17 protein-coding genes are annotated in these 19,139 nt (G+C 63.0%); 7 read left to right on the top strand and 10 right to left on the bottom strand.

Going from position 1 to position 19,139, the window contains the following annotated elements; genetic code table 11:
- Nucleotides 1–10 precede the first annotated feature (10 nt).
- From bamB to ndk, 6 genes are all read right to left on the bottom strand, one after another.
- On the bottom strand, nt 11–1,210 hold the full coding sequence (gene bamB, locus VME63_RS01495; protein ID WP_325429523.1) for an outer membrane protein assembly factor BamB: 1,200 nt from the start codon (nt 1,208–1,210) through the stop codon (nt 11–13).
- Nucleotides 1,207–1,857, bottom strand: coding sequence for a tetratricopeptide repeat protein (locus VME63_RS01490; RefSeq protein ID WP_325429521.1), 651 nt, complete (start codon nt 1,855–1,857; stop codon nt 1,207–1,209). The genes bamB and VME63_RS01490 overlap by 4 nt, the downstream gene beginning before the upstream one ends.
- 152 nt (nt 1,858–2,009) lie before the next feature.
- Nucleotides 2,010–2,990, bottom strand: a complete 981-nt coding sequence (locus VME63_RS01485) for a RodZ domain-containing protein (RefSeq protein WP_325429519.1) — start codon at nt 2,988–2,990, stop codon at nt 2,010–2,012.
- A 71-nt stretch (nt 2,991–3,061) separates the two neighbouring features.
- Nucleotides 3,062–3,856, bottom strand: a complete 795-nt coding sequence (gene pilW, locus VME63_RS01480) for a type IV pilus biogenesis/stability protein PilW (RefSeq protein WP_325429517.1) — start codon at nt 3,854–3,856, stop codon at nt 3,062–3,064.
- Nucleotides 3,846–4,970 carry a 23S rRNA (adenine(2503)-C(2))-methyltransferase RlmN gene (gene rlmN / locus VME63_RS01475; RefSeq protein WP_325429515.1) on the bottom strand — a complete coding sequence of 375 codons (1,125 nt, stop codon included), beginning with the start codon at nt 4,968–4,970 and terminating at the stop codon, nt 3,846–3,848. Before rlmN ends, pilW begins: the two co-directional genes overlap by 11 nt.
- Before the next feature lie 8 nt (nt 4,971–4,978).
- Entirely contained in the window at nt 4,979–5,404 is a 426-nt protein-coding gene (gene ndk, locus VME63_RS01470) for a nucleoside-diphosphate kinase (protein WP_325429513.1), read from the bottom strand.
- Nucleotides 5,405–5,632: 228 nt separating this feature from the next.
- Here ndk and VME63_RS01465 point away from each other — a divergent pair, with 228 nt between their 5' ends.
- The 6 genes from VME63_RS01465 to VME63_RS01440 all read left to right on the top strand — a co-directional run bounded on the left by VME63_RS01465 (nt 5,633) and on the right by VME63_RS01440 (nt 13,526).
- Nucleotides 5,633–6,247 (top strand): TetR/AcrR family transcriptional regulator, encoded by a 615-nt coding sequence (locus tag VME63_RS01465; RefSeq protein WP_325429511.1) that lies wholly within the window; start codon nt 5,633–5,635, stop codon nt 6,245–6,247.
- 87 nt (nt 6,248–6,334) lie between these two features.
- A complete protein-coding gene (locus tag VME63_RS01460) occupies nt 6,335–8,722 on the top strand; it encodes a 3-hydroxyacyl-CoA dehydrogenase/enoyl-CoA hydratase family protein (RefSeq protein ID WP_325429509.1) in 2,388 nt (795 codons plus the stop codon).
- Nucleotides 8,723–8,856: 134 nt separating this feature from the next.
- Nucleotides 8,857–10,062: an acetyl-CoA C-acyltransferase gene (locus VME63_RS01455; RefSeq protein WP_325429507.1), complete on the top strand. Its 1,206-nt coding sequence runs from the start codon at nt 8,857–8,859 to the stop codon at nt 10,060–10,062.
- Between the two features lie 217 nt (nt 10,063–10,279).
- A complete protein-coding gene (locus VME63_RS01450) occupies nt 10,280–11,740 on the top strand; it encodes an MFS transporter (RefSeq protein WP_325429553.1) in 1,461 nt (486 codons plus the stop codon).
- Nucleotides 11,741–11,884: 144 nt separating this feature from the next.
- On the top strand, nt 11,885–12,676 hold the full coding sequence (locus tag VME63_RS01445) for a hypothetical protein (RefSeq protein WP_325429505.1): 792 nt from the start codon (nt 11,885–11,887) through the stop codon (nt 12,674–12,676).
- Between the two features lie 148 nt (nt 12,677–12,824).
- The gene (locus tag VME63_RS01440) at nt 12,825–13,526 is read left to right on the top strand and encodes a pirin family protein (RefSeq protein ID WP_325429503.1); all 702 of its coding nucleotides are present in this window, start codon (nt 12,825–12,827) and stop codon (nt 13,524–13,526) included.
- Nucleotides 13,527–13,810: 284 nt separating this feature from the next.
- On the opposite strand, the gene VME63_RS01435 is transcribed toward VME63_RS01440, so the two are convergent.
- Nucleotides 13,811–14,071 (bottom strand): hypothetical protein, encoded by a 261-nt coding sequence (locus VME63_RS01435; RefSeq protein WP_325429501.1) that lies wholly within the window; start codon nt 14,069–14,071, stop codon nt 13,811–13,813.
- 127 nt (nt 14,072–14,198) lie between these two features.
- Nucleotides 14,199–14,900 carry a response regulator transcription factor gene (locus tag VME63_RS01430; RefSeq protein WP_325429499.1) on the bottom strand — a complete coding sequence of 234 codons (702 nt, stop codon included), beginning with the start codon at nt 14,898–14,900 and terminating at the stop codon, nt 14,199–14,201.
- Between the two features lie 159 nt (nt 14,901–15,059).
- On the opposite strand from VME63_RS01430, the gene VME63_RS01425 reads away from it, so the two are divergent.
- Nucleotides 15,060–15,716: a response regulator transcription factor gene (locus VME63_RS01425; RefSeq protein ID WP_325429497.1), complete on the top strand. Its 657-nt coding sequence runs from the start codon at nt 15,060–15,062 to the stop codon at nt 15,714–15,716.
- Between the two features lie 5 nt (nt 15,717–15,721).
- Here the strand turns inward: VME63_RS01425 and epmA are convergent, their stop codons facing one another.
- Nucleotides 15,722–16,690, bottom strand: a complete 969-nt coding sequence (gene epmA / locus VME63_RS01420) for an EF-P lysine aminoacylase EpmA (protein ID WP_325429495.1) — start codon at nt 16,688–16,690, stop codon at nt 15,722–15,724.
- A gap of 5 nt (nt 16,691–16,695) precedes the next feature.
- Nucleotides 16,696–19,086: an NAD-dependent DNA ligase LigA gene (gene ligA / locus VME63_RS01415; protein ID WP_325429493.1), complete on the bottom strand. Its 2,391-nt coding sequence runs from the start codon at nt 19,084–19,086 to the stop codon at nt 16,696–16,698.
- Nucleotides 19,087–19,139 lie beyond the last annotated feature (53 nt).

Raw genomic sequence — 19,139 nt, 5'->3', positions numbered from 1 at the left:
ATTCCAGAAATTATTTCGCGCCGAGGCGATAGGCCACCAGGTGGCCCTGCACGTCGATCACGTAAACCAGACCGCCAGCGACCACGGGCTGTCCACGGATGGCTTTCTTGGACAGGCGCTCGCGCGCGGCCAGCGCACCGTCGCCGATCTGCAGCCAGTGCACGTAGCCTTCGATATCGCCGACTACTACATAGTCGCCCTGCACGGCCGGTGCCGTCAGCCAGCGGTATTTCAAGCCGTCCTGCTTCCACATGTCGGCGCCGCTGCTCTTGTCGAACGCCCACACCTGGGAGTCGTCGTTGACCGCCAGCAGGCTGTTGCCGGACACCGCGAGCGAGGTGTAGGTAGAGAACGGACGTGCCCACACCGGACGGCCGCTGGGGCCGTCCACCGACATCAGGCTGCCATGATAGGCGCCCGCGTACAGGTTGCTGCCGTCAAGCAGGATGCTGCCATCGGCGTCGTTCATGCGCTCGATGTCGGTGCGGCCTTCGCCGGTGGACAGCTTCTGCTCCCACAGCTTTTCGCCGTTATCCAGGCGCAGCGCGATCAGCTTGCCGTCGTCGCTGCCGAAGAACACCACGCCATTGGCCACCAGCAGCGGCCCATTGCCACGCAGGCTGAGCAGCGGCACGTTGCCCTGGTCGTTCACCCAGCGGCGTTCGCCGGTATTGCTGTCCAGGCCATACACACGTCCATCCTGCGTACGCACGATGGTGAGCTGCCCGGCGATGGTCGGCGAATCGATCACTTCCGACGGCAAGGCGATCAGCCAGCGCTGGCTGCCGTCTTTGGCATTGAGGCCGTACACATGGCCGTCCAGCGTACCGATGGCCAGCAGGTCACCGGAAACGGCCGGACCGCCCGAATAGAACGCATCAGGACGCTTGCTGTCGCCCCAGCCGAACCAGCCGTGCGTGCGCGTCTTCTTTTCCCACAATTGCTTACCGGTGGCGGCATCGAACGCATCGATCACGCCATCGGTGCTGGCGGCGTAGAGCACGCCGTCCACGATCGTCGGCCGCATGCGCACGCCGCTGACGCCCGCGCCATGGCCCACGCGCGCACTCCATACCTTGGACACCTGCACGGTGGGCTTGAAATCCTTGGCCAGCGGGGTGGGCGGCTGGATGTTTTCTTTCTTGAACGAGTGGCAGCCTGCGAGCGCCACCAGCGAACCGGTCAATACGATCAGCCAAAAACGTTTCATGCACCCTGCTTCCCGGCCGTGGCCAGATCGTCGATTTTCATTTGCACTTCATTGCCCTCGGGGGCCTGCGGGCCCATGGCCTTTATGGAGGCCTGATAAGCCTTGAGGGCTTCATCGCGCCGTCCAAGCTTGACCAGCGCATCGCCGCGTAGTTCCTGTCCCACCACGGCGTAGCCACCGGCCGGGATGCGATCAAGGACGCTCAAGGCATCCTGCGCATGGCCCTGGGCGAGCTGTACGCGGGCGATACGCAGATCCACCAGGGCCTTCAGCTCCGGGCTCGGCGCGTGCTGCTCGGCCCAGTTGAGCGACTCCAGTGCCTTGTCCCATTGCTTGGCTTCCGCCTGACGGCGGGCGCGGTCGCTGACGGCGAACATCGCATATGGCGTGTCGGCGTAGTCGCTCATCAGGTGCTGCATGACGATATCGACCGCGTTGCTGTTACCGGTGTCCAGCAGCGGCTGCAATTCTTGGTACAGCTCCGAAGCGGCAGCCTGATGCGCCGCCTTGTGGCTGCGCCACTGCTGAAGGCCGAAAATACCGATCAAACCGATGACCACGCCCACGACGATCGACAGGCCATTCTGTTTAAGCCACTTTTGTACGCGTTCGCTTTGTTCGTAGTCGTCGTAAGCATCAAATGCCATGCAATCACCGTGTCGCGAGAGGCGCCGCGAAGCGCTAGTGGGGGTGTTGGAAAGCCGCCGCTATCCGGGGGCAGCCGGCATTGCCCGTCGGTAGGACGGACAATGCGCAAGCATAACCGATCGGGGATGAGCGAGGGACGCCGGAGCCGCGCTCAGGCGCCGGCCGGAGCCGCCTTGCCATCCTGGATGTCGACGCGAAAATGCGCCACGTTCGAGTGCCGGTAGGGATCGAGCGTCACCGGCTGGCCATCGAGGTTGACCTCGGCGCCGGTGGCATTGCCGATGCGCACATCAAGCGGCTGGTCGCTGCGATAGGTTTTGACCGTTCCCGCGGGCAGCAGGCCATATTCAAGACGTGAACCATCCTTGCCGGTAACCTCCACCCAGCTGCCATTGGGCAGGTTGAGCGTCAGGGTGTGGCTGCCGCTGCCGACCGAAGCCGCCGGCGCATTGGCCGGCGCCGGGGCCGCATTGGCATCCGTATCGAGATTGGGTACCGGCACCATCGAGGCCAGCAGCGGCTGCTGATCGGCCGGGCGCGGCGCGGAAGATGCGGTAGCGGGCACCCGGGCGGCGGCTTGCGCCAGGTTTTGCGTGGGACTGGCCACCGGCATGAGCGGCGCCTTCGCCGTACTGCCCGCAGGAGCCGGAGCGGCGGGGGCGCGCGCATCCTGCTGCGCGACGGGCGTGGCATCCAGAGGTGCCAGATGGCTCATGTCGCGTGTAAGCGTGCCGCGCATGCCCAGCCATACCGTCGGTACCGCGATGACCAGCGTCAGCACCACGTAGGTGGCCGCCGTGGCGTAGCGGTCGAGCAGATAGCGCGAATGCGAGACGCCGCCGGTGGCTATCAGAGGAGGTTGAGCGGGACGCAGCCTGGCGAGCGCGGCGTCGATCTGGGCGTCGTCCACCTCAAGAAAGCGCGCGTACTTGCGGATATAGCCGCTCAGGTACACCTGGTAGTCGATGGCTTCAAACTCGTTGCTTTCGAGCTGGCGCAGAACCTTCACCGGCAGGCGCAACGCATGGCCGCACGTTTCCAGGTCCAGGCCGCGCGACTCGCGCACGGCGCGCAGGCGCGAGCCAAAACCAGGAGCTTCATTGAAGCGGAATTCGGCAGTGTTCGGATCCATGTTCACTGCGGTCGTGGCGGGCACCTGGGAGGACTGTTCCTCCTGGCCTACCGGATGGGACTGCTCGGAAATCATGGGCGTGCGATTTGATTGAGGGCCTGGGCCTGTTCCGAATCCGGGAACTGGTCCATAAGCCGTTTGCTGTAGGTTTGAGCGGCATCCTTGTCGCCCAGATGGGTTTCTATGTCATAGCCGAGCTTGAGCGAATCGGGGCTGGGCTTGCCCAGCGCGTCGAAGCGCTGCAGATAAGCGCTGGCATTGAAGTAGTCGTGCTTCATATAAAGCACGTTGGCCAGCTCCAGCAACGCGCCCGCATTGGTGGGATTGCGCTCTATCGCACTGCGGAAACTGGCTTCGGCAGCGACGCGATCGTTGAGTTTCAACTGGCACACGCCCTGGTTGTCCAGTGCGGCGTCGGGCGTGGCGTAGAACGGATCGGCCAGCGCCTTGCTGAAATACGCGAAGGACTCCTGCACCTTGCCTATGCGGCAAAGGAACGCGCCCAGATTGTTGTTGGTGTCGCCCTTGGTGGGAGCCAGCTCGACCGCCCTGCGGTAATGGATCTCCGCGTTGGGCATGTCGTTGATGCGTTCGTAGACGTACGCCATCACCGTTTGCGCGGGCACGTAGTTGGGATCGTCGATGACGGCCAGCTTGACCTTCTGCAGCGCGCCCTGCAGGTCGTTGATATCAATGTAGTGCTGGGCCAGGCGGGTGTGCACGTCGGCGGCGTTTTGCGCCTTCTGCGCGCGCGTTTCCTCCGGCAGCTTGGGCGTCGGCGCCTGCGGCACGACCATATCCGTCTTGGAACAGCCCGCGACCAACACCGCCATGCCGATGCCAAGCAGGATCCAATCACGCCGCATGAGCTGCATCCTCGTCCAGACGTTTGCGGAATTCGGCCTGGCGACGCGTGCGATCCAGTACCTGGCCCTTGAGCTGCCCGCAGGCGGCATCGATGTCGTCGCCGCGGGTACGGCGCAGCATGGTCAGGATATTGGCGTTGAGCAGTTGCGTCTGGAACGAACGGATCACATCCGGTTCGGAGCGCTCAAAGCGCGTGCCAGGGAATGGGTTGAACGGAATCAGGTTGACCTTGCACGTGGGCAGGCGACGCATCAGCTTGATCAACTGGCGCGCGTGCTCGGGCTGATCGTTAACGCCTTTCATCAGCGTGTATTCGAAGGTGATCGACGTCCTGGGCTTGCGCGCGATCCAGCGCTGGCAAGCGGCAACGAGTTCGGCGATCGGAAAACGCTTGTTGAGCGGCACCAGTTCGGTGCGCAAGTCGTCGTTGGCCGCATGCAGCGACACGGCCAGCGACACGTCGATGGTCTGGGAAAGCTTGTCGATCATCGGCACGAGGCCCGCCGTGGACAGCGTGACGCGCTTGGACGCGAGACCGAAACCCAGGTCGTCACGCATCAGGCTCATCGCCTTCACGACGTTGTCGAAGTTGAGCAGCGGCTCGCCCATGCCCATCATCACCACGTTGGTGATGCGGCGGTTCTGGTGCGTGATGTTGCCCAGGTATTTGGCGGCCACCCACATCTGGCCGATGATTTCGGACGTGGCCAGGTTGCGGTTGAAGCCTTGCGTTGCGGTCGAGCAGAACTGGCAGTTCAGGCCGCAGCCCACCTGCGAGGAAACGCACAGCGTGCCGCGCGTGGGTTCGGGAATGTATACCGCTTCCACGGCGTTGCCGCCGTCCATGCCGAGCAGCCATTTATGCGTGCCGTCGGCCGCGCCCTTGTCGAACATCGTCTTGGGCGGGCCGATATAGCAAGACGCCTCGAGTTTTGCTCGAAGCGCCTTGCCCACGTCGGTCATGTTTTCGAAGTTGTCTTCCAGGTGATGGTAGATCCATTTCATCACCTGCTCGGCGCGATACGGCTTCTCGCCCAGCTGCGCGAAAAACTCGCGCAGACCCTGGCGATCGAAGTCGAGCAGATTGACCTTTTCTACCTGATTCACCTGCATCACGTCTCTTAGCGCGGAAACACTTCGGTAGCGGCGAAGAAATAGGCGATTTCGACCGCGGCCGTTTCGGCGGCATCGGAGCCGTGCACGGCATTCGCATCGATCGAATCGGCGAAATCGGCGCGGATCGTGCCCTTGGCGGCATCCTTGGGATTGGTCGCGCCCATCAGATCGCGATTCTTGAGAATGGCATTGTCGCCCTGCAGAACCTGGATCATGACTGGACCTGAGATCATGAATTCCACCAGCGCGCCGAAAAACGGGCGCTCGCGATGCACTGCGTAGAAACCTTCCGCCTCTTTGCGCGAAAGATGCTTCATCTTTGCGGCAACGACTTTCAGGCCCGCTTTCTCGAAGCGCGCATAGATTTCACCGACGACATTCTTGGCGACGGCATCGGGTTTGATGATGGAAAGGGTGCGCTCCAGCGCCATACGGTCTGCTCCGGGTCTACGGATTTTTTTAAAAGGGCGGCCTGACTACGTGTCAGCGAATGTAGAACTAAATGCGTCACGAAATGCGGATTTAGCTCACGAAAGTTTGACAGATTCTAGCCCATAAGCAACCCCGGCCGAGGCCTCCGGCAAACGACCGTTTGACTGCCCCCGCGCCATCCGTGTAGTCTCAAACGATCGTTTGATTTCCTGCCATGGGCGATCGCCGTGAACAGCTCCGCCTCCACCAAGGAACGCATCCTCGCCTCCGCCGAAGCACTGTTTGCCCAGCGGGGTTTTGAAGGTGCCTCGCTACGCCAGCTCACGGCCGCCGCCGGGGTGAACCTCGCGGCGGTGAACTACCACTTCGGCTCCAAGGACAAGCTGGTCGAAGAAGTGTTCAAGCGTCGCCTGGACCAGCTCAACGCCCGTCGCCTGGCGGCCTTGAAGCAGGTCATGGGGCAGTCTGAAACGAGCCTGGAGGACGTCCTGGCCGCCTTTATCCGCCCCGCTCTGGATCTTTCGCACGACGGCGGCGGCGGCCTGTTCATGCGCGTGCTGGCGCGCGCCTTTGCCGAGCACGACGACAGCCTGCGCCGGTTCCTGTCGGACAATTACGGCCACGTGATGCGCCAATTCACCGGCGAATTCGCCCGCCTGCTGCCCCACCTGAGCAAGGAAGAGCTCTATTGGCGCATCGACCTGGTCACCGGCGCCCTGACCCATGCCATGTCCGGCTTCGGCATCATCCAGCGCAAAAGCGACGTCAGCGAAACCGTCCATCGCGAGCAGACCGCCGCGCACCTGATCCGTTTTTCCGCCGCCGGTCTCAGTGCCCCCTGATTTTCACAGTGCGGCCCTCCCCGGCCGTCCCCCTGCTGCAACCTGCTTCGTTCATCCTGTTTTGCATTCGTACCCTCGGAGAAGCCAATGACCGCTCCAACTCAACCGAAGTCGGCACTACGCATCCGCAAGGCCGCAGTGCTTGGCGCCGGCGTCATGGGCGCGCAGATCGCCGCGCACCTGACCAATGCCAACGTCGAGACTGTGCTGTTCGACCTGCCCGCCAAGGAAGGTCCCAAGAGCGGCATCGCGCTCAAGGCCATCGAGAATCTGAAGAAGCTTTCCCCGGCGCCGCTGGCCGACAACACCCGCGCCGCCGCCATCATTGCGGCCAACTACGACGATGACCTGGCGCACCTGAAGGACGTCGATCTGGTAATCGAGGCCATCGCCGAACGGATGGATTGGAAGCTCGATCTCTACAAGAAGATCGCACCACACGTCTCCAAGACCGCCGTCCTGGCCAGCAACACCTCGGGCCTGTCCATCAACGGCCTGGCCGAGGCGCTGCCGGAAGAACTGCGCCACCGTTTCACCGGCGTGCACTTCTTCAATCCGCCGCGCTATATGCATCTGGTCGAACTGATCCCGACCCGGCTCACCGACACCCCCGTGCTCGAAGGGCTGGAAGCTTTCCTCACCACCACGGTCGGCAAGGGCGTGGTGTATGCCAAGGACACCCCGAACTTCATCGGCAACCGCATCGGCGTGTTCTCGATGCTCGCCACCATGCACCACACCGAGCAGTTCAAACTGGGCTTTGACACCGTCGATGCCCTGACCGGCCCGGCCGTGGGCCGCCCTAAGAGCGCCACCTACCGTACCGCCGACGTGGTGGGCCTTGACACCATGGCGCACGTGATCAAGACCATGGCCGACACGCTGGCCGACGATCCCTGGCACGAATACTTCAAAGCGCCGGCGTGGCTGAGCGGCCTGATCGAGCAAGGCGCGCTGGGCCAGAAAACCGGTGCCGGCTTCTATCGCAAGGCCGGCAAGGACATTGTGGTGCTGGACGTGGCCAAGCGCGATTACCGTCCGTCCGAACAGAAAGCGTCCGACGAAGTGTCGGCGATCCTCGCCATCAAGGATCCCGCCGAGAAGTTCGGCAAGCTGCGCGCATCGGCCGATCCGCAGGCGCAGTTTCTGTGGGCGACTTTCCGCGACCTGTTCCACTACACCGCCTACCACCTGGCCGACATCGCCGACACGGCGCGCGACGTCGATTTCGCCATCCGCTGGGGTTACGGCTGGAAACTCGGCCCGTTCGAGACCTGGCAGGCCGCCGGCTGGCAGCAAGTGGCCGGCTGGATCGCCGAAGACATCGCCGCCGGCAAGGCCATGAGCAAGGCACCGCTGCCGGCATGGGTTACCGACGGCCGCACTGGCGTGCATGGCAAGAACGGCTCCTACTCCGCCGCCGCCAACGCCGACAAGCCGCGCTCGCAGCATCCGGTTTACAAGCGCCAGCTGTTCCCCGATCCGATCCTCGGCGAAAAGTTCGACCAGGGCACCACCGTGTGGGAAAACGACGGCATCCGCCTGTGGACGCTGGGCGAGGACAGCGTCGGCATCATCTCGTTCAAGACCAAGATGAACACGGTCAACGACCAGGTGCTCGACGGCATCCAGCACGCGATCGGCGTCGCCGAGGAAAAACTCAAGGCCGTGGTGATCTGGCAGACCGGCGAACCGTTCTCCGCGGGCGCCGACCTGAAAGGCGCACTGGGCCTGCTGCAGGCCGGCAAGGTCGATGACTTCAAGGCCATGGTCGCCAACTTCCAGCGCACCAGCATGCGCATCAAGCACTCGCTGGTGCCGGTGGTGTCGGCCGTGCGCGGCCTCGCCCTCGGTGGCGGCTGCGAATTCCAGATGCATTCGGCGCGTACGGTCGCCGCGCTGGAAAGCTACATCGGTCTGGTCGAGGCCGGTGTCGGCCTGCTGCCGGCCGGCGGCGGACTGCATGAACTGGCGATCCGCGCCGCGCAGTCCAATCCTGGCGACCCGTTCGAAGCGCTGAAGAAAGTGTTCGAAACGGTGGCGATGGCCAAGGTTTCCGCCAGCGCGCTGGAAGCCAAGCAGATGGGTTTGCTGCGTGACAGCGACGTGGTGGTGTTCAACCCCTACGAACTGCTCTACGTCGCCAAGCAAGTGGCCGCCTCGCTTGCCGAAAGCGGCTGGCGCGCACCCTTGTACGACCGCAACGTCCCCGTCGCCGGCGATGTTGGCACGGCGACGTTCAAGGCCTCGCTGGCCAATCTGCAGGCCGGTTACTTTGCGTCCGAGCACGACGTCGCGATCGCCACGCGCATCGCCGACGCGTTGTGCGGCGGCGCGATCGAGCGCGGCTCGCTGGTCGATGAGGAATGGTTGCTGGATCTGGAGCGCAAGCACTTCGTCGAACTGGCGCAAACGGAAAAGACCCAGGCGCGCATCGCCCACACCATGACCACCGGCAAGCCGCTGCGTAACTGACGCTCGTCGCTCCGGCGCACACCGGAGCCCAGCGATCTGGATCACCACAAAGACCCTGGATCCCGCTTCGCCGGGATGACGATCAAAACCAAACGGCGTCGCCGCGATTCGCGCGACGCCACGGAGCAAAGACCATGACCAAGCAAGTGCAAGACGCCTACATCGTCGCCGCCACCCGCACCCCGGTCGGCAAGGCGCCACGCGGCGTGTTCCGCAACACCCGTCCGGACGACATGCTCGCCCATGTGATCCGCGCCGTGCTCGCGCAGGCGCCGGGGATCGATCCGCACCGCATCGGCGACGTCATCATCGGCTGCGCCATGCCCGAGGCCGAGCAAGGGATGAACGTCGCGCGCATCGGCCTGCTGCTGGCCGGCCTGCCCGACACTGTGCCGGGCGTCACCATCAACCGCTTCTGCTCCTCCGGCCTGCAGGCCGTGGCCATGGCCGCCGACCGCATCCGCCTGGGCGAAGCGGATCTGATGCTCGCCGGCGGCACCGAGAGCATGAGCATGGTGCCGATGATGGGCCACAAGGTGGCCATGAACCCCGGGATTTTCGACAACGAGCACATCGGCATCGCCTACGGCATGGGTATCACCGCCGAAAACGTGGCCAAGCAGTGGAAGGTGTCGCGCGAGGCGCAAGATGCGTTCGCCGCGCAAAGCCACGAGCGCGCGCTGGCCGCGATCAAGGCCGGCCAATTCAAGGACGAAATCACCCCGTTCAAGCTCGACGACCACTACCCCGACCTGGCCACGCGCGGCATCAAGACCGACAGCCGCCTGATCGACACCGACGAAGGCCCGCGCGCCGGCAGCACGCCCGACGTGCTGGGCAAGCTCAAGACGGTGTTCCGCAACGGCCAGTTCGGCGGCACGGTGACGGCCGGCAACTCCTCGCAGACCTCCGACGGCGCCGGCGCGGTGCTGCTGGCCAGCGAGCAGGCGATCAAGGACTACAACCTCACCCCGCTCGCCCGCTTCGTGGGCTACTCGGTAGCCGGCGTGCGCCCGGACATCATGGGCATCGGCCCGAAAGAAGCCATTCCCAAGGCGCTCAAGGCCACCGGCATCAAGCAAGACCAGTTGGACTGGATCGAGCTCAACGAAGCCTTCGCCGCACAGGCGCTGGCGGTGATCGGCGATCTGGGCCTGGATACCGCCAAGGTCAATCCGCTGGGCGGCGCCATCGCCCTGGGCCATCCGCTGGGCGCCACCGGCGCCATCCGCGTGGCAACCCTGCTGCACGGCCTGCGCCGCCGCAAGCAGAAGTACGGCATGGTGACCATGTGCATCGGCACGGGCATGGGCGCGGCGGGCATTTTCGAAGCGCTCTGATCGTCCACCCCGCGTGAAGAACGGAAACGGCGCCGTGCCTAAACGGCGCCGTTCTTTTTGCCCGGACGGCAAAGCCTATTGCTTGATGGCCCGCCCCCGGCGTCGAATAATGCACCTATTGCGGCGCATACCCCATGTGCCGATATCTCGACGAGCCTAGCCGGCGTGCCGTGTTGCCTTGCTGCACACGCTCGTTCAAGGATGCAACGTGTTACCCCTGCAGAGCGAGGAAAACCCAGGCACACCCACTCCCGCCCCGCCGGTGTTTCCCGACTACCGCATTACCTCCCTGATCGTCGGTTGCGCGATCTTCCTCGAACAAATGGACGGCACCGTGCTGGCAACGGCATTGCCGACGATGGCGCGCGATTTCCATGTTTCGGCGCCGGCCATGAGTGCGGCGGTGACCAGTTACCTGCTGGCGCTGGCGATCCTGATTCCTGTCAGTGGCGCCATGTCCGATCGCTTTGGCGCCAAGCGCGTGTTCAACAGTTCCATCGTGGTGTTCATCATCGGCTCGATGCTGTGTTCGCTGACCAAGACGCTGCCAATGATGGTGGCGGCGCGGCTGCTGCAAGGCACTGGCGGCGCCTTGATGGCGCCGGTCGGACGGCTGGTGATCCTGCGCACGGTGGAACGCCGCCATCTCGTGTCGTCGATGATGTGGACGCTGATCCCGGCGATTCTGGGCACCATGGCCGGGCCGCCGCTGGGCGGCTTCATCGTCGAGTATTTCGACTGGCGCTGGATTTTCTATATCAACGTGCCGATCGGCATACTGGGTTACTGGCTGGTGCGGCGCTACATCCCCGTCGTGAACAGCCTCACCCAACCTTCCCGCTTCGACTGGTTCGGTTTTGTACTTTGCGGCGCCGGGCTGTCGTGCGTCTTGTTCGGGCTGGAGCTGTTTGGCCAGAACGCCGACATGCGCAACGGCGTGCTGCTGGTTGCCATGGGCGTGGCAGCCTGCCTGGCATATGTATGGCACGCGCGCCGCTGCGCCAATCCGGCGGTGGATCTCACTTTGCTGCGCATCGATTCGTTCCGGCTGTCGGTCATCTCAGGTTCGCTGATGCGCATTACGCAAGGTGCGCAGCCGTTCCTGTTGCCATTGCTACTGCAAATCGGCCTTGGGTTTTCCGCCTTGCGCAGCGGCCAGTTGATCCTGGCCATTTCCCTGGGCGCACTGGCGGCGCGCCTGCTCACCACGCGCATCCTGCGCCGGATCGGCTTTCGCCGCGCCATGGTCTACAACGGCGTACTGGCCAGCCTCAGCTACGCCAGTTGCGCGTTTTTCCAGGCCGACTGGCCGTTCTGGCTGATGTTCGGCTTGCTGACCTGCTGCGGCGTGGTGATGTCGTTCCAGTTCGCCGCCTACAACACTATCGCCTACGAGTCCGTGCCTACCGATCGCATGAGCGCCGCCAACAGCTTCTACTCCACCCTGCAGCAGCTGATGCTGTCGGTGGGCGTGTGTTGCGGGGCGCTGATCCTGAAGCTCGCGATGGCCGCAAGCCACAACAGCGAGCCGAGCCGGCTCAATTTTTCGGTGGCTTTTTTGGTCGTCACCCTGATCTCGCTCAGTTCCACGCACTGGCATCGTGCCTTTTCCCCTGACGCGGGACACGAAATGAGCGGACATCGCCGGCCCGGATCGAACGCCGAAGGTTCTCGCTAAAGCCCGCAGTCACTACCTGTTGGGCATGCATCAGCGTACATTGTTCGGCGGGGTGGCCATTCGGGCGCAAAACGAGCGGCAGGGGCGTTTTTGCAGCGTTCCCGGGCACCCCGTTACCCATCCAACCCCAAAGGAGGATCGACGATGAAAACGTCATGGTTGTCAGGGGTCGTACTGCTTTCTCTGCTGCCAGCATTGGCGATGGCGCAAAGCGCTTTCGACGGAACGTGGAAGATCGATCTGGGCAAAGTGCACATGCCAGCCAAACCCGACGTGCTGGTGCTTGAGAAGGGCATCTACCAATGCAAGACCTGCACGCCGGCCATCAGCGTCAAGGCCGATGGCAACGACCACAGCGTCACCGGCCACCCGTATTACGACTCGGTCGCGATCAAGGTTGTCGACGCCCACACCATCCAGGAAACGGACAAGAAGCATGGCAAGGTCGTGGCCACCTCCACGATCGCGGTTTCCTCCGACGGCAAGACCGCCGAAGTCGAGTTCACCGACAGCAGCGATACCGACGCCGCGCCCGTCAGCGGCAAGGCAACCCTCTCTCGCGTCGCGCCCGGCCCTGTTGGTGCGCACGCCATATCAGGCTCCTGGCGCAACACCAAAATGCAGAGCCTGTCCGACAATGGCCTGGTGATGACCTTCAAGGTCGATGGCGATCATTTGAACATGAGCACCCCGACGGGCCAGTCCTACAACGCCAAGATGGACGGTACCGAGACGCCCTACCAGGGCGATCCGGGCATCACCAGCGTCACGGTGACCAAGACCGGCGCGAACAGCTTTACCGAGACGGACAAACGCGATGGAAAGCCCATCTCCATCGCCGAAGTGAAAGTCGCGCCCGACGGCCACACCATGAATGTCGTAGTCCACGACAAGCTGCGCGGCACCACCACCACCTTCGTCGCCGATAAACAGTAGCCATCGTGCCCAAGGGCGCGGCGGCCGCCCCCGCGCCCTTGCCGCCGTTCGCGGCGGCGACACACTGTTTCCGATTCAGGTGCTACCCGAATCGCTGCTTGGCCTTATCTTGGGGACCGCCGCAATCACTCAGGTTACAGGTGCTCTCATGATCGAACGTCGCCCCTTTGACAGCCTTGGCGGAGCCGACCATGGCTGGCTCAAGGCCAAACATCATTTTTCGTTCGCCAACTATCACGACGGGCGCCGCATGGGCTGGGGCGCGCTGCGCGTATGGAACGACGACACCATCGCTTCGCAGACCGGCTTTCCGCCGCATCCGCACGCGGACATGGAAATCATTACCTACGTGCGCGAGGGTGCCATCACCCATCGCGACAGCCTGGGCAACCAGGGCCGCACGGAGGCGGGCGACGTGCAAGTGATGAGCGCGGGTACCGGCATCACGCACAGTGAATACAATCTGGAACCGGGCGACACGCGCATCTTCCAGATCTGGATCATGCCCGATGAGCACGGCCAGCCGCCTTCCTGGGGCGCCAAGCCGTTTCCAGCCGGCGAGCGGTCGGGGCGCTTCGTGGCCCTGGCCAGCGGCTTCAAGGAAGATGGCGACGCCCTGCCCCTGCGTACCAACGCGCGCGTACTGGGCGCTACGCTCAAGGCGGGCGAAACCACGCGCTATGCGCTGCAGAAGGATCGCTACGCGTATCTGGTTCCGTCCAAGGGCTCGGTGGAGGTCAACGGCGTACGAATCGATGCGCGCGACGGCGTGGCCATTCTCAACGAACCCTCGCTGGACGTAAAAGCCCTCGCAGACACTGAACTGGTGCTTGTCGACACTGCGCGATAACCCGTATCGCAATAGGCGAAGTGTTCTGGCAAGTGTGTATGTCGGCCAGAAAGCTCACGCACACATCACGCGTAGTCAAGCAGAAGCTTTCAATCTCACCCAACACGGGTGGCCGCTATTTGACGAAAAGCATTTGCGGCCAGCCGTTCACCAGGTTTTGCTGCCAAGGACGCGGTGCAAGCGCATGGGTTGATGGAAAGCAGTGCGCACACCGGCAAACGGGCACTGCGCTGCTAAGCTGGCCATCTGTATAAGACTTGGGTAGCCGAGCACCTGCACGCGCTTCACTCGCTCGGCTTTTTACTACCTCGTCTTTTCCGCGGCGTAGCGACGTAGACTGCCGATGATTCGGCAATCATGCGTGTCATGGGGTTTGCGTCGTCGCGGCATCGTCCGGACCATTGCTGCATCAACCTGCGTTGCAGTTGCGCCGATCCCCAGGTGAACCGGTTGAACTGTTCGGCGAACGCATGGCGCTGCGCCTTGTTGAGCATGCCGAAGCTAAGCAGTACGGCATAGACTTCCGTGTCGTACGAATCGTCCAATGATACGGGCCTCCGCGCAATGCGGGCCTGTCCAAGATTGGCCCGAGGTTCAAAAAGTCTATCTGAATGGCGACGAACGCGCTGTCAGGCAATGCCGACTCAAAGTTAAGCATTACCGTACACGGTATCAGCCATTTCCCACATCATCGTCGGTCTGCCTGGCCCTTTGCCGCGACATCTCCGAAGCGGAGACCAGACCATGTGCAAGCGCATATTTGAAGATATCCGCATCGCGCAGCAGGCCGAGCTTTCTCATCGCGGCCATTTTCTGCGCACTGATGGTCTTGCTGCTGCGCCCCGCGCGCGTGCCGATTTCCGACACGGAAAGTCCTTCCGCATAAAGGCGCAGCACTTCGGTTTCACGTTTGCTCAGTTGCGGCAGCGACTGGGACGCACTCGCTTTAGCGCTCCACTGCGCAAGGATCCGCACTACCGCTGGCGACAGGTAGCGATCGCCGGCATAAGCCGTGCCAATGGCCTGCTCCAGGTGCTGCAAATCGTCGGATTTGCTGACGATCCCCACCGAGCCGACCCCCAAAATACCCTGCAGGACAGCTGTGTTTTCGATGCCGGTAAGCACCACCAAACGCGTGGTGGGAAAACGCCGTTTTAGAAATCGCAGCAGCGACAAGCCATCGCCGTAACGCCCATGCGGCATGGAAAAATCCGTGACGACGACGTCACAGGGCGTCCGGCCCAGCAGTTCTATCAGCCCTGTGGAGCTGGTCACCATGCCAACCAGCGACAGGTTGCCGGCGCTGGACAGCACGTGTTCCATGCCGGCCAACGAGGCCGGGTGGTCGTCGGCGACGGCAACCCGTATGGTCAATCCCTGCTCCTTGCGTACGGCAGAACCGCGAAAAGAGACTATAAATTAGCACAAGTCTTGTATGCCAACGCTGACACGAATTGTCGTCTTTGCACTACATCTTCGCTGTAAGACTAGAGCTAGTATCTTCAAGCAGTGCATTAAATAGGTGCTGCCAGGATGGACAACCTTAGCCGGGTCGTAGTGGCTGACGACCACCAAGTCATACGAATGGGCATCGAGGCCACGCTCGACGACATGCCCTTCGTCGAGCGAGTAGGTTCCGTTGCCGATTCGACACAGCTTATTACCCTTCTCAATGCTCGTCCCTGCGACATTCTCATCACCGATTACGCCATGCCGGGCGGGCAATATGGCGACGGCCTTGAGCTGATTGCGTTCATCCGCCGCCATTACCCGGACCTGCGCATCGTGGTGCTTACGGGCATCGAGAAGCTGGCGTTAATTCGCAGCCTGATGGTGTATGGCGTCAACGCCATTCTCAGCAAGACCGATGACATGTCGCATTTGCGCGCCGCCGTACAGGCCACGCGCATCGGTCGCCGCTACCACTCCCCCAGCATTGCCAGCACGCTCAGGGCATTGCCGCCGGCCGGCAACTACCCGCGTCTTTCGCAACGCGAATCGGAGGTGATCGCGCTATACGTCGGTGGCGCCAGCATCAGCGCCATCGCGGACAAAATGAAGCGCAGCAAACAGACCATCAGCACGCAAAAGGTCAATGCCATGCGCAAGCTTGGCATCGACAACGACGCCGATCTGTTCAAGTACGCGATCGAACTTGGGTTGACCCAAAAAAAGCCGCTGGGTGAATGATGCGTTCAGGCCCTTGAGAAGGGGAAGGCCAGCACATCGCCGATCTTGTCCGTTCCCGCCAGGCACATCAGTAAGCGCTCGATGCCCAGCGCCACGCCGGCACAGTCTGGCATGTCGCCAAGTACCGCGAGCAGTTGCTCGTCGATCGGCATTTCACGAAGGCCGCGTTCGCGGCGGCGCTCGTTGTCGCGCATGAAACGCGCGCGCTGCTCGGCCGCGTCGTTCAATTCATGATAGCCATTGGCCAGTTCATAAGGCCCCAGGTACAACTCGAATCGTTCCGCCATCGGCGGATCACCCGGCCGGATCCGCGCCAGCGCGGACTGGCTGGCCGGGTAGTCGTGAATGACCGTGATGCGATCGCGGGGAAAAGCCGGCTGTAGCAGGTGGGTAATCAGCAAATCCAGCCAGTCGTCGCGTGTGAGACCCGCCGGATCGATGTCGTAGCGGGCCAGCGGCTCGCGCAATGCGTCGATCTGGGCGTGCAGCGGATCGACACCCAGTTCGTCGATGAAAAATTGCCGGTAGCCCTCGATCAACACTTCCGCGCGCCGCCCCACGAGTGCGAGCGCGCTTTCAACCAGCATGATGGTCTCTTCCATCAATTGCCGGTGGTTCCAGCCCACGCGATACCACTCCAGCATGGTGAATTCGGGATTGTGCCGTTCACCTGCTTCGCCATTGCGAAATACGCGACCCAGTTCGTAGCAGTCGCCCACGCCATCGGCCAGCAGCCGCTTCAATGGGTGTTCGGGCGAGGTCCTTAGCCAACGTTCGCGCGCACCCGCGTCGACGTGACCGCTGAAAGGCGCGTTGAAGCTTTCGATGTTCGGATCGGTATTGCCGGCCGCGGACAGGATTGGCGTCTCCACTTCCAGCACGCCGCGTTCGGCGAAGAACGCGCGAATCAGCGCGTAGAGCTGGGCGCGTCCCTGCAGGCGGTTGCGAAATGGCGTCACAGTATGGGTGTCCATACGCCTTAGCCTCCGTGCTTCTTGAACAGATCGAGCAGGCGTTGCTCGTCCCACACCTCCACGCCAAGCTCCCGTGCCTTGTCGAGCTTGGATCCGGCAGACTCGCCCGCTACCACGAAATGGGTTTTCTTCGACACGCTGCCGGCCACCTTCGCGCCGAGGGCTTCGAGCTTCTCCTTCGCTTCGTCGCGGCCCATGCTTGCCAGCGTGCCGGTGAGTACGGCGGTCTGCCCCGATAGCGGCAGTTTGTCGTCGCCGACGTCCTCTTGTGGAGCAGCCGCCAGCAGATGATGCATCGCCATTTCTGCATTGTGCAGCGCCTTGAATCGCGCCTCGTCGGAAAGATATTGCTCCAAATTCACGGCGGCGTTCTGAGGCAGGCCAGCCGTGATCCAATGTGCGCTGCCTGCGCTGCGTAACTTGGCGGACGTCGGAAAATGGGTGGCGAGCCATTGGGCATTGCGGCGTCCCACGCCGTTGATGCCCGCGCTTTCCAGCAAGACGGCAAAGCTCAGCTTTTGATGCAGCCGGGGCGATGGCATGGCTTCATCGGTCAGACGGATGCCCGCCTTCAGCAGCGCATCGACCACCGCACGATTGCCCTCCTGCGCGAAGAACGCCTCGATCGAACCGGCCACTTCGCCGCCGATGTCGGGCAATTCCCGCAGGATCGCCGCCGGCGCGCTGCGCACCCACTGCAAACTTCCCAGCCAGTTCGCCAAGGTCTTAGCCGTGCTCTCTCCGATGTGCACGATACCCAGCGCATAAAGAAACCGCGCCAGCGTCGTGTGCTTGCTGGCCTCGATGGCCTCGACCAGGTTTTCCGCCCATTTCGTGGCGATCTTGCCCGCTTTGACGGTTTCGGGCGTGGTGCCGTCGCGTTCGTCGGCACGTTGCTTCATCTCAAGGAAGTGTGCGAGCGTCAGGCCGTAGAGATCGGCTGGCGTGTGCACATAGCCGAAATCGACCAGCGCATCGACGAAACGCTCGCCAATGCCTTCGATATCCATGGCGCGGCGCGAAGCGAAATGGATCAGCGCCTCCTTGCGTTGCGCGGCGCAGATCAACCCGCCGGAACAGCGCCATGCCGCCTCGCCTTCTTCGCGCACCAGTGCCGATCCGCACACGGGGCAGAGCGTGGGCATGTGCCAGGGCCTGGCTTTTTGCGGCCGTCTTTCGGGAATGACGCGCACCACTTCGGGAATGACGTCGCCCGCACGGCGAATGATGACGGTGTCGCCGATGCGCACGTCCAGCCGCGCCACCTGGTCGGCGTTGTGCAAGGTGGCGTTCGTGACGGTCACGCCAGCCACTTGCACCGGTGCCAGGCGCGCCACCGGCGTGGCGGCGCCTGTGCGGCCGATCTGGATTTCGATCGCCTCGACCGTGGTGCTTTGTTCCTGCGCGGGAAATTTGTGCGCGATCGCCCAACGCGGCGCGCGCGCAACGAACCCCATGTCGCGCTGCCCGGCGTAGTCGTCCAGTTTGTAGACCACACCATCGATGTCGTAAGGCAGGCGGTCGCGCTTGGCGCCAATGCGCTTGAAATAGGCGATCAAACCATCGAAACCGGTGGCGATGTCCACTTCCGGCGACACCGGAAAACCCCAACCGCGCAATTGCTTGAGCGTGCTGGAATGGGTCGGCGGCAGTTCCTGCCCCTCGACTACGCCCACCGCATAGGCGTAGAAGCTGAGCTTGCGCTTGGCGGTGATGGCCGGATCGAGCTGTCGCAGCGAACCGGCGGCACCGTTGCGCGGATTGGCCAGGGTCTTTTCGCCATGCTCTCGCGCATAGGCGTTGAATGCCTCGAAATCCTTGCGCAGCATGATCACCTCGCCACGCACTTCAAGCACGCGCGGCCAATCCTCGCCGCGCAGGCGCAAGGGGATGGCGCGCACGGTACGCAGATTGGCGGTGACATCCTCGCCGGTTTCACCGTCGCCACGTGTCGCGCCTTGCACGAAGATGCCGTTCTCGTAACGCAGGCTGATCGCCAGGCCATCCAGTTTCGGTTCCACCGAGAACACCGGTTGGCTGCGACCCAGGGTTTGCTCGACGCGACGTTCGAATTCGACGATCTCACGGTAGCGGTCGCGGTCGTCGCTGCCCTCCTGTTCGAAGGCATTGTTCAAGGAGAGCATCGGCAGCGCATGCCGCACTTGGGCAAAGCCGCCGTGGGCGCGGGCACCTACGCGGCGCGTCGGCGAATCGGGCGTCGCCAACTGCGGATGGGCCTGTTCCAGCGCCTCCAGCTCGCGCATCAGGGCGTCGTACTCGGCGTCGGGGATCTGCGGATCGTCGAGCACGTAGTAAAGGTAGTTGGCGTGATCGATCCGTTGGCGCAGCTCGTTGGCGCGCTGTACCGGCAAAGGGGATGCTGACAGTTTGCTCATCCGCAAAGTGTAACGATTCGGAGCTCGCCGGTTGATACCCCGGCCTGGGCAGG

This window comes from Dyella sp., assembly GCF_035503745.1.
GTDB lineage: Bacteria > Pseudomonadota > Gammaproteobacteria > Xanthomonadales > Rhodanobacteraceae > Dyella_B.
This window is presented reverse-complemented; position numbering and strand designations above follow the sequence as displayed.

Coding starts and splice junctions, on each gene's coding strand:
- bamB (WP_325429523.1), bottom strand. CDS start 1,210: ATGAAACGTTTTTGGCTGATCGTATTGACCGGTTCGCTGGTGGCGCTC.
- VME63_RS01490 (WP_325429521.1), bottom strand. CDS start 1,857: ATGGCATTTGATGCTTACGACGACTACGAACAAAGCGAACGCGTACAA.
- VME63_RS01485 (WP_325429519.1), bottom strand. CDS start 2,990: ATGGATCCGAACACTGCCGAATTCCGCTTCAATGAAGCTCCTGGTTTT.
- pilW (WP_325429517.1), bottom strand. CDS start 3,856: ATGCGGCGTGATTGGATCCTGCTTGGCATCGGCATGGCGGTGTTGGTC.
- rlmN (WP_325429515.1), bottom strand. CDS start 4,970: ATGCAGGTGAATCAGGTAGAAAAGGTCAATCTGCTCGACTTCGATCGC.
- ndk (WP_325429513.1), bottom strand. CDS start 5,404: ATGGCGCTGGAGCGCACCCTTTCCATCATCAAACCCGATGCCGTCGCC.
- VME63_RS01460 (WP_325429509.1), top strand. CDS start 6,335: ATGACCGCTCCAACTCAACCGAAGTCGGCACTACGCATCCGCAAGGCC.
- VME63_RS01455 (WP_325429507.1), top strand. CDS start 8,857: ATGACCAAGCAAGTGCAAGACGCCTACATCGTCGCCGCCACCCGCACC.
- VME63_RS01445 (WP_325429505.1), top strand. CDS start 11,885: ATGAAAACGTCATGGTTGTCAGGGGTCGTACTGCTTTCTCTGCTGCCA.
- VME63_RS01440 (WP_325429503.1), top strand. CDS start 12,825: ATGATCGAACGTCGCCCCTTTGACAGCCTTGGCGGAGCCGACCATGGC.
- VME63_RS01425 (WP_325429497.1), top strand. CDS start 15,060: ATGGACAACCTTAGCCGGGTCGTAGTGGCTGACGACCACCAAGTCATA.
- epmA (WP_325429495.1), bottom strand. CDS start 16,690: ATGGACACCCATACTGTGACGCCATTTCGCAACCGCCTGCAGGGACGC.
- ligA (WP_325429493.1), bottom strand. CDS start 19,086: ATGAGCAAACTGTCAGCATCCCCTTTGCCGGTACAGCGCGCCAACGAG.